Here is a 2915-nt window from a genome sequence, read left to right as displayed (position 1 = left end):
TAGCACGCCCGCTCCCACAGTGACCGGGTTGTAGCCAGCATTTGCGCACACCACAAAACCTGTGGGAGCGGGCTTGCTCGCGAAGAGGCACCGAAGAACACCACAAATCACACAGGCACAAAAAAGCCCCGACTCTCACAAGCCGGGGCTTTCGTTGAAGCGCTACAACGGCTTAGCCGTTGAACACGTCATCCACGCTTTTCAGCGGGTAGTTCTTCGGATACGGCAGGGTCGCCACACCGGTCTCGATCGCGGCCTTGGCCACAGCGTCGGAGATCAGGGTGATCAGGCGCTTGTCCATTGGCTTCGGAATGATGTACTCACGACCGAATTCCAGCGGCGCACCACCGTAGGCGTCGCACACGTCCTGTGGCACTGGCAGTTTGGCCAGCTCACGCAGGGCGTTGGCCGCAGCCACTTTCATTTCTTCGTTGATGCGCTTGGCGCGAACGTCCAGGGCACCACGGAAGATGAACGGGAAGCCCAGAACGTTGTTGACCTGGTTCGGGTAGTCGGAACGACCGGTGGCCATGATCACGTCGCTGCGGGTGGCGTGTGCCAGCTCCGGGGAGATTTCCGGATCCGGGTTCGAGCAGGCGAAGACGATCGGGTTGGCCGCCATCGACAGCAGACCTTCAGCGCTCAGCAGGTTCGGGCCGGACAGACCGACGAACACGTCAGCGCCTTTCAGAGCATCAGCCAGGCTGCGCTTGTCGGTGGCGTGAGCGAACACGGCTTTGTACTGGTTCAGGTCATCACGGCCGGAGTGGATCACGCCGGTACGGTCAACCATGAAGATGTTTTCGATTTTTGCGCCCATGCTCACCAGCAACTTCATGCAGGAGATGGCCGCAGCGCCGGCGCCGAGGCAGACGATTTTGGCTTCCGGCAGGGTTTTGCCGGCGATTTCCAGGGCGTTGATCATGCCCGCAGCGGTCACGATCGCGGTGCCGTGCTGGTCATCGTGGAATACCGGAATGTCGCACTGCTCGATCAGAGCACGTTCGATCTCAAAGCACTCAGGCGCCTTGATGTCTTCCAGGTTGATGCCGCCGAAAGTGATGGAGATGCGTTTTACGGTGTCGATGAAGGCTTGCGGGCTTTCGGAGTCGACTTCGATGTCGAATACGTCGATACCGGCGAAGCGCTTGAACAATACGCCCTTACCTTCCATCACTGGCTTGGAGGCCAGTGGGCCGAGGTTACCCAGGCCCAGAATCGCGGTGCCATCGGAAATGACTGCAACCAGGTTGCCCTTGCCGGTGTATTTGTAGGCCAGTTCAGGATCGCGGGCGATCTCACGCACTGGTTCAGCTACGCCGGGGCTGTAGGCCAGCGACAGGTCGCGGGCGGTAGCAGTGGCCTTGGTGAGCTCGACACTCAGCTTCCCTGGACGAGGATTGGCATGATATTCGAGAGCGGCAGTTTTCAGATCAGACATTTTGGCATTCCGCTTTTTACTGTTGGACAGACTGGTCAGCGAGGATACGCGCCTCGCAAAGTCCCCACAAGACTGAGCGGTCACCCCTGTCAAGCGCCCTGTCCTACGACTTTGGGCCAAGAGCCACGGCGCACAAGGGCTGGACTGTTCACAATCGACAGAAAAAATGTCTACAATTTTTCTTCAGCGCGCGCTTTGCAGCATCGACGGATCGGTCAACGGCAGCAGCCAACGTGGCTGGCCCGGTTTCAACCCGCCACGCCGCGAACGGTCGACGACCCAGCCGCGAGCCTCGATCTGCCTGCCCTGCAGCGTCTGCAACCGGGCGTTGTCGAATTGTCCGACGAGATTGGGTGCAACGCGCAGTACAACCGAGTCCTGCAACTCGATCCAGATTCCGCCGCGATTGCGTTGAACCTTGCTCACACGCCCACTGACCAAGGCGAAACCCGAAGTGCGGATCTGCTCCGCTTTCAGTACAGGTAACTGGCGCCACAGGCCCCGACCGGCCTGCCGGGCGCTGCGTTCGGCCGCCTGCTGACAGGCCACAAGATCGACATTCGGTGCCACCGCCACTTGAAAACCCAGGCCGTCGGCGAGCATTTGCGCTTCAAGATTGGTGCCGTTGGTGCTGTAGACATGCGCGAGGGTGCGACCGTAATGGTCTTTGGCCTGCTTGCCGGGGAGCAGACCGACCCGACCGCCGCTGTCCGCCACCAGTGCTTCAAGGCGTTTGCGCGCCGCCACGGCGAAGGGTTCATCACTGCGGCCCTGCTTGCCCAGCTCCGGGGTGTTGAGACCGATCATCCGCACACTGCGCCCATCGCTCAGGCGTAGCGTGTCGCCATCGACCACGCGCTGGACGCTGACACTGCTCAGGCCGGCAGGCGTGGGGCAAAACGCCTGGGCAGCGGACAGCCAAATCGCGGACACAAAAAAGGCGCCCACAAGGGACGCCTTTTTCATCAGCCTGGAGAAACCGTCGAAGTTTTCCAGAATGACCAATCTTACTTCTTGGCGCCGAAGGCACCGAAACGGTCGGCGAACTTCTGAACGCGGCCACCGGTGTCCAGAGTCTTCTGCTTACCGGTGTAGAACGGGTGGCACTCGTTGCAAACGTCGATCGCCAGGGCTTTGCCGAAGGTCGAACGGGTTTCGAACTTGTTGCCGCAGCTGCAGGTTACTGCAACTTCTGGGTAATTCGGGTGGATATCAGCTTTCATGATGTCTTCCTCAGCTAGCGTGCCGCCACCCAACACTATTGTTGAATACCGCACGTAATTAGGCCGCGGATTCTACCAGACAATGTCAATCGCGCAAGCTGTCCCTGAGACCGACCGTCTGCTAGGCTCCCGGGCTTGAACGCACTCCCCTGTGGGAGCGAGCTTGCTCGCGAATGCGTTGTGCCAGTTGATGACTTCGTGCCTGACACACCGCGTTCGCGAGCAAGCTCGCTCCCACAGTTGATCTGCGC

3 protein-coding genes are annotated in these 2915 nt (G+C 60.1%); all 3 read right to left on the bottom strand.

Translation table 11 applies throughout. The features are described 5' to 3' along the window. Positions 1-172: 172 nt before the first annotated feature. Complete coding sequence (locus QMX91_RS30400; protein WP_003220889.1) at positions 173-1441, bottom strand: malic enzyme-like NAD(P)-binding protein; 1269 nt, start codon at positions 1439-1441, stop codon at positions 173-175. 183 nt (positions 1442-1624) lie between these two features. Further along, positions 1625-2407, bottom strand: coding sequence for a thermonuclease family protein (locus tag QMX91_RS30395; protein WP_282413851.1), 783 nt, complete (start codon positions 2405-2407; stop codon positions 1625-1627). 41 nt (positions 2408-2448) lie between these two features. Next, positions 2449-2664, bottom strand: a complete 216-nt coding sequence (gene rpmE / locus QMX91_RS30390) for a 50S ribosomal protein L31 (protein ID WP_007968345.1) — start codon at positions 2662-2664, stop codon at positions 2449-2451. Positions 2665-2915 lie beyond the last annotated feature (251 nt).

This window comes from Pseudomonas sp. PS01299 (assembly GCF_029960145.1).
Lineage (GTDB): Bacteria > Pseudomonadota > Gammaproteobacteria > Pseudomonadales > Pseudomonadaceae > Aquipseudomonas > Aquipseudomonas putida_A.
The sequence above is the reverse complement of the archived record's forward strand: the minus strand, read 5'-3'. Positions and strand labels throughout refer to the sequence as shown.